The organism is Mycobacterium sp. IDUB_5 (genome assembly GCF_055419565.1).
The window spans coordinates 162,143-168,811 of record NZ_JBVAXX010000004.1 but is presented as its reverse complement, the minus strand read 5'-3'; the positions used below and the strand labels follow the sequence as shown (position 1 = coordinate 168,811).

General features: G+C 68.8%; 6 protein-coding genes and 1 tRNA gene. 5 read left to right on the top strand and 2 right to left on the bottom strand.

From position 1 onward, the window contains the following. Window positions 1–54 precede the first annotated feature (54 nt). A tRNA-Thr gene (locus ACZY1G_RS13870) sits at window positions 55–130 on the top strand. Window positions 131–173: 43 nt separating this feature from the next. Here the strand turns inward: ACZY1G_RS13870 and ACZY1G_RS13865 are convergent. Continuing rightward, the gene (locus tag ACZY1G_RS13865) at window positions 174–827 is read right to left on the bottom strand and encodes a GntR family transcriptional regulator (RefSeq protein ID WP_463812439.1); all 654 of its coding nucleotides are present in this window, start codon (window positions 825–827) and stop codon (window positions 174–176) included. A 129-nt stretch (window positions 828–956) separates the two neighbouring features. Between ACZY1G_RS13865 and ACZY1G_RS13860 the strand changes: the two genes are divergently transcribed. The 3 genes from ACZY1G_RS13860 to ACZY1G_RS13850 are packed head-to-tail and all read left to right on the top strand — an operon-like array spanning window position 957 to window position 3,879. Continuing rightward, entirely contained in the window at window positions 957–1,733 is a 777-nt protein-coding gene (locus tag ACZY1G_RS13860) for an HpcH/HpaI aldolase family protein (protein WP_463812438.1), read from the top strand. Beyond that, entirely contained in the window at window positions 1,730–3,076 is a 1,347-nt protein-coding gene (locus tag ACZY1G_RS13855) for an MFS transporter (RefSeq protein WP_463812437.1), read from the top strand. Before ACZY1G_RS13860 ends, ACZY1G_RS13855 begins: the two co-directional genes overlap by 4 nt. Continuing rightward, a complete protein-coding gene (locus ACZY1G_RS13850; RefSeq protein ID WP_463822714.1) occupies window positions 3,073–3,879 on the top strand; it encodes a carbon-nitrogen hydrolase family protein in 807 nt (268 codons plus the stop codon). Before ACZY1G_RS13855 ends, ACZY1G_RS13850 begins: the two co-directional genes overlap by 4 nt. 34 nt (window positions 3,880–3,913) lie before the next feature. On the opposite strand, the gene ACZY1G_RS13845 is transcribed toward ACZY1G_RS13850, so the two are convergent. After that, on the bottom strand, window positions 3,914–5,662 hold the full coding sequence (locus ACZY1G_RS13845) for a hypothetical protein (RefSeq protein ID WP_463822713.1): 1,749 nt from the start codon (window positions 5,660–5,662) through the stop codon (window positions 3,914–3,916). Between the two features lie 59 nt (window positions 5,663–5,721). On the opposite strand from ACZY1G_RS13845, the gene ACZY1G_RS13840 reads away from it, so the two are divergent. Further along, a complete protein-coding gene (locus tag ACZY1G_RS13840; RefSeq protein ID WP_463822712.1) occupies window positions 5,722–6,660 on the top strand; it encodes a GDP-mannose 4,6-dehydratase in 939 nt (312 codons plus the stop codon). Window positions 6,661–6,669: the final 9 nt, after the last annotated feature.

The window sequence follows — 6,669 nt, the reverse complement described above, 5'->3', positions numbered from 1 at the left end:
GGAGTGTTTTGGGTGCACGCCACGCCCTGCCGTAGACTCGTCCCGCCCGACCAGGCCGCCTTAGCTCAGTCGGTAGAGCGATTCACTCGTAATGAATAGGTCGGGGGTTCGATTCCCCCAGGCGGCTCCACATTTCTCGTCGTCGTTCCCTGGCGTCCACGGCCCCCGTGGGGTCAGCCCAGGGCGGCCATGATCTCCGGAATCGGTCGCAGGTGCTCGTCGAGCAGGGTGCTGACCAGGTCGACGTCGTTGTCGGCCAGCGCCGCGACGATGGCGCGGTGCTGAGCGTCGATCTCCGGTGCGCGTTGCGGGCGAATCTGCATGGCGCGCACCGCAACTCGTTGCTGGCGTGAGCGCAGCGCGTCGTACAGTTCCACCAGCACCGAGTTGCGGTGTGCATCGACGATCGCGCGGTGGAATTCGCGATCCAGTTGGGCGACGGTGAACCAGTCCTGCTCGCGGCCGGCCTCTTCGATCGCCGTCGCCAGGGTCGGGAGGGTGAGGGGTGCGCCCGCGCTCGCGGCGCACAGTGCGCGTGCGGCGTGGCCTTCGATGAGCCGCCGCGCCGCGTAGACCTCTTCGAGTTCGCGGCCGGTGACACTGCGGACCTGTGCGCCGCGGCGAGGGAGAAGGTCGATGAACCGTTCGGAGTGAAGGCGGTGAAACGCCTCCCGCACCGGCGTGCGGGACGTCCCGACGGATTCGGAGATCCACGCCTCGTCGAGGAACCTCCCCGCGGGCAGGGTGCCGCGGATGATCTGGTCGCGCACCCATTCGTAGGCGCGCTCCCGCGCGGACTGATTCGAGCTGGGCTCGCTGACTGTCATCGACACTGACAACCTCCTCGTGACCGTCCACATTAATGGACACACGACGTATACCTGTGTATACAACAAATGTACGCAAGGACCGTGCCGGCCGCCGCAGCGTGGTCACGAGGAAGGAGAACCGACCCGATGTTCCAGACGACACCTCCCGATCGCCGCTACGCCGTGTGGTTGTCCGGTCCGAACACCGCCGCCGCTGAGATAGCCCGTCAGGTGGGGTACGGCGCGGCCGTGCTGGACATCGAACACGGCACCTTCGACCTCGCTGCGCTCGAACACTTCATCCCGCTGTGCAAGGCCATCGGTCTCGAGGTGATCGCCAAGGTGCTCGGTCCCGAGCGCGGCCCGATCCAGCAGGCCCTCGACTTCGGCGCCGATGTGGTGGCGATCCCGCACGTGGAGAACGCCGCCCACGCCCGCGCCGTCACCGCCTTCGCGAAGTTCCCGCCGCTGGGCGACCGCAGTTTCGCCGGGGGCCGGACATCGGCCTACGGTGGCTTCACCGACGACTGGGTGCGTGAACAGGACTCCCGCACCCGGTGCTACCCGATGATCGAGGACGCAGGGGCCATCGAGCAGATCTCCGACATCCTGGCGCTGGACACCGTCGACGGAGTCTTCATCGGCCCGTCGGATCTGTCCCTGCGCCGCGGCCGGGGCGCCTACACCCGAGACGACGGCGACTTCGCCGACCTGGCTCGGGTCGCGACGGCCGCGAAGGCAGCGGGCAAGCCGTGGCTACTGCCGGCCTGGTCGTCGGCCGAGAAGCGGTTCGCCGTCGAGAACGGCGCCGATCAGCTGGTCCTGACCATGGAGCACGGTGCGCTGCTGGCCGGCTTCAGCGTCGCCCATGCCGAGGCGGCCGACCTCGATCGCGTGCCGAGCCTCGCCGGGACGGCGCCGTGACCGAGATCCGGGAGGGCACAGACGCCGCCACCGCGGCGCCGTCGGGGATCGGCCGCACCCGCTGGTACATCGGCGGGCTGCTCGGTGCCGGCATGTTCGTCAACTACATCGACCGGGTCAATCTGTCGGTCGCCACCCCGGCGATCATGGCCGACTTCGACATCTCGGCCGCGCAGATGGGCGTCGTCGCGTCGGCGTTCCTGTGGACCTACGCGATGCTGCAGATGCCCATCGGCACGATCGTCGACAAGATCGGCGTGCCCTGGGTCAACCGCGTCGGCGTGTTCCTGTGGGCACTGGCCTCGTTCCTGTCCGCGGCAGCCGGCGGGCTCGGCCTGTTGATCGTCGCTCGGCTGCTGCTGGGCATCGGCGAGGCGCCCGCGGTCCCGGCGGGCTGGAAGGCGATCGGTCAGTGGTTCCCCAAGCACGAAAGAGGAACTGCTACCTCGATTTTCGACGGCTGCGCCAAGCTGTCCAATGTCATCGGCATCCCGATCATGGCCTTCCTCGTCTCGACGTGGAGCTGGCATGCTGCGTTCCTGTTCACCGGCGTCCTGAGTGTCGTGTACCTGGTGGCGTGGTGGCTGCTGTACCGATCGCCGGCCGCCGCGGTGGCCGAGGGCAAGATGTCGACCGCCGAACTGGCCTACCTGCGCGCGGGTGAGGCCGAAGACGAGAACGCCCAGGGCGCAGGGTCGCTGGCCGGGGTGGGATACCTGCTGCGTCGCCGCAAGACCTGGGGACTGGCCCTGGGCTACGCCTCCTACACCTACGCCTACTACGTGCTCCTGACGTGGCTGCCCGGCTACCTCGAGAAGGAATTCGGGGTGAACCTGCTCAAGGGTGGCATCTACAGCATGATCCCCTGGTTGGTCGCGGTGCTCGCCCAGTTCCTCATCGCGGGCGTCCTGATGGATCGATGGACGCGGCGCACCGGTGACATCACCAGGGTGCGACGGATCGTGCTGGTCACGAGCATGCTGGCCTCGTTGGCCGTCACGGGTGCCGCCTACGCCGACACCATCGAGGTCGCGGTCGTCTTCCTGTCGATCGGCGCCGCCGGGCTGGCGGTCTCGGTTCCGGCGGGCTCGAGCATCGTGTCCTTGATCGCGCCGCACGGTTACACCGGGTCGTTGGCGGGCATCGTCAACTTCGTCGCCAACCTGATCGGCATCGCGGCGCCTATCGTGACAGGTATGGTCGTCGACCGCACCGGCTCCTTCGCGGGCGCCTTCATCGCCACCGGGGTGATCCTGGTCGGCGGAATCTTCTGCTACACACTGGTTCTCGGCCGTATGGACCGGATGTCCGCGCCCGAGTCAGGAGACAAGGAGTTCTCATGACGACGTCGGTCACCGTTGCCGTGGCGCAGTTCGCGCCCGGTGAGGACAAGGACGCCAACCTCCAGGCCGTCACGGGCTACGTCACAGACGCAGTGGCCCACGGCGCGAACCTGGTGGTGTTCCCCGAGTACGCGATGTTCACCGCGCCCGCCATGGACGAGAGGTTCCTCGCCTCGGCCGAGTCGCTGGACGGTCCGTTCGTGGCGGCGCTGCAGGACCTCGCCCGGCGCGAGGGCGTGACGGTCGTCGCGGGCATCAACGAAACCACCGACAGCGCCGATCAGATCCACAACACCCTGCTCGCCGTCGACGACGGCGGCAAGGTCGCGGCCACCTACCGCAAGCTGCACCTGTACGACGCGTTCGGCTACACGGAGTCCAGCTTCGTGCGCGCCGGAACCGTCGCCGCGCCCGAGACCTTTCGCGTCGGCGCCCTCACCTTCGGTATGCAGACCTGCTATGACCTGCGCTTTCCCGAGGCGACTCGGCGTCTGGTCGACGCCGGCGCCGACGCCGTGCTGATCCCCGCGGAATGGGTGCCCGGCCCGCTGAAGGAGAACCACTGGACGACGCTGGTGCGTGCGCGGGCGATCGAGAACACCATCTACGTCGCCGCCGCCGACCAGTGCGGTGCCCACGGTGCGGGCAACAGCATGATCGTCGACCCGATGGGTGTGGTGCTGGCCTCGCTCGGCGAGGACGCCGGGGTCGTGTCCGCGGCGTTGAGCCCGTCGCGTATCGAGCAGGTCCGCGCGAAGAACCCGGCGTTGGCCCTGCGCCGGTTCAGCATCGTCGAACGCTGAGGGGTCGAACGCTGAGGGGTCGAGCGCTGACTCCTCAGCGCGGCGCGAGGAACCCGACCGGGCCTGCGGCCACGCACACCGACAGCGCCGCGGTGTTGGCGTGCACGGTGATCGCGTCGCCCGCGCCGGGCAGCCGGACGAACACTCGGTTCAGTCCTGGCCGCACCGGCACCTTGACCTCGTCCCCCTCGCTGAGCCGAACCAGCATCGAACCGTCGGAATTGGCAAGGTAATTCAGCTCCACGGTCCAGTCCGCCGGCAGTAGCGGTCCGTCCAGCGGCATGCGGACGGGAAAATCGGGCTGTGCCAGGTATCCGCACCGGGGATCCGGGCCGGGCCGGATGCTACGCACCCACGTGACGACAGCGTCGACGAGCCGGCCTGAAGAATCGAGCATTCTCAGATCCGTTGTCGACGAACTGAACTCGGGGCGATCGGGCAGTAGTGCGAACATGTGCGAAGTCAGGTTCTCCGGAAACGCCACCCGCTGCAGCACCAGCGGATCGACTTCCTGGTCCAGCATCGGCGCACTCGAGGAGGCCTGCGCAGCGGCCAGCCCGGCACGGGCGTTGAGCAGGTAGGCCTTGGTCGGATTGTCGCGCCAGCTGGTCAGGAACGTCGACGTCGAATAGAGGCTGCTGGCCACGAAAAGCGTTGCCGCGCAGACAACCACGGGCCGCCGCCACCCTGCGGCCGGTCGGCGCGCGGGTGCCAGCAGCCCGATCGCGGCCAACAGTGCCAGCACCACCACCAGGTCGGGCAGATAGCGCAGCGTCTGCGCGAGTTCCAGCGCGGTGAAGCGCGAGGACCGCATCAGATAGATGGGTACCTGGCAGGCCACCGCGTAGCCCAGCGCGACCGCCCACACCACGCCCATGCGGTGCCGACGCGCCACCGTCACCGCCACCACGGCGGCCAGCGCCACCCATCCGAGCACCATCACGGTCACCGGCGGGGTGGCCCACGGCGAGGCAGGCGCCCACCGCTGCCACTGCCACGGGCCACCCACCAGGCCGGGCACGATGCCGTGAGTCATTGAGCGCCACAGCAGATCCCACGTCATCGCGAGATCGAAACTCCACCGCTGCTGGTCGACCACCGCGAGGTAGACACCGACCCAGGCCGCGGTCAACGCGAGGCACGCCAGCCACAGGGGTCGGGCGCGGCGCCACACCTGCGCCACATTCGCCTCGGCGGTCACGTGGCCGTACACCGCGGCGATCGCGAACGCCGCGAACGGGATGATCGCCGCCTTCTCGAAGAACAGCAGCCCGCCGAAGAACGCGACGGTGCCGGTCACCGCGTAGCGGCGGGGGCCGGTGCGCACCAACTGGATCGCATCGGCGCACACCCATGCCAGCGCGGCCAGCATCGGCAGCGAGTTCAACCCGGCCGCCCACCACGCGAAGCTCGGCACCGCCAACGGGGTGAACAGCGCGAACGTCAACGGGAGCAACAGTGCCGGACGCCAGCCGAGGATCACGTGCAGCGCACGCAGCAATGCGAGCGAGGCGACAAGCGCCAGTACCACCAGGCTCAGGGCCGGGCCGATCCAGTCCAGCGGCGCGATCCGCGTGATGAGCCCGGCCACCAGGAATGCGCCGGGCATGACGTGCCCGTCGTGGTCGTCGAACAGGTATTCGGGCGAGAGCAGCGGCTGGGTGCCGGCGCGGCCGACGAGGATCAGGTCGTCCCAGTAGAAGTAGCCGCCGAACGCGAGCACCGCGCGGACGGCCAGATGCAGCGCGATGAGGGCGACGGCAGTGCGGGCGACCCATCTCATGACGACTGCGACTGTAGGTGATGCGCGGGATCCGAAGTCGCCGCCGGTATGGTGACCCGGTGCGCACACTGGTCACCGGGGCCGCCGGTTTCATCGGATCGACACTGGTCGACAGGCTGCTGGCCGAGGGCCACTCGGTGATCGGGCTCGACGATCTGAGCTCCGGGAGCAGTGAGAACCTGGGCCCGGCCGAGCGCAGTAACACCTTCGACTTCGTCAAGGCCGACATCGTCGACGCCGACCTGGTGGCGCTTCTGGCCGACGTCAAGCCGGAGGTCATCTTCCACCTGGCCGCCCAGATCTCGGTCAGCCGCTCGGTCACCGAGCCGGTGTTCGATTCCAGCGTCAACGTCGTCGGGACGGTCCGCCTCGCCGAGGCCGCCCGGCTGGCGGGCGTCCGCAAGGTCGTGCACACCTCGTCGGGCGGGTCCGTCTACGGCGCCACGCCCCGCTATCCCACCGACGAGAACAACCCCCTCGACCCGGCGTCGCCGTATGCGGCCAGCAAGGTCTGCGGTGAGGTCTACTTCGGCATGTTCCGCAACCTGTACGGCCTGGACTGCAGCCACATCGCACCCGCGAACGTGTACGGGCCGCGCCAGGATCCGCACGGGGAGGCCGGTGTCGTGGCGATCTTCTCCCGAGCGCTGCTCGCGGGACGGCCGACCAAGATCTTCGGCGACGGCAGCGACACGCGCGACTACGTGTTCGTCGACGACGTCGTCGATGCGTTCGTGCGCGCCGCCGGGGAGGCAGGTAGCGGGCAGCGCTTCAACATCGGCACCGGGGTGGAGACCTCGACGCGGCAGCTGCACACCGAGATCGCACGTGCGGCCGGCACATCCGATGAGCCCGAGTTCCACCCGCCGCGCCTGGGCGACGTGCGCCGGTCCTGCCTGGACAACAGACGCGCCGGCGAGGTGCTCGGCTGGCAGCCGCGGGTACAGCTCCGCGACGGGATCGCCCGCACTGTGGACTACTTCCGCAGCGAAATCTGATCGCCCGGT

Coding starts and splice junctions, on each gene's coding strand:
- ACZY1G_RS13865 (WP_463812439.1), bottom strand. CDS start 827: ATGACAGTCAGCGAGCCCAGCTCGAATCAGTCCGCGCGGGAGCGCGCC.
- ACZY1G_RS13860 (WP_463812438.1), top strand. CDS start 957: ATGTTCCAGACGACACCTCCCGATCGCCGCTACGCCGTGTGGTTGTCC.
- ACZY1G_RS13850 (WP_463822714.1), top strand. CDS start 3,073: ATGACGACGTCGGTCACCGTTGCCGTGGCGCAGTTCGCGCCCGGTGAG.
- ACZY1G_RS13845 (WP_463822713.1), bottom strand. CDS start 5,662: ATGAGATGGGTCGCCCGCACTGCCGTCGCCCTCATCGCGCTGCATCTG.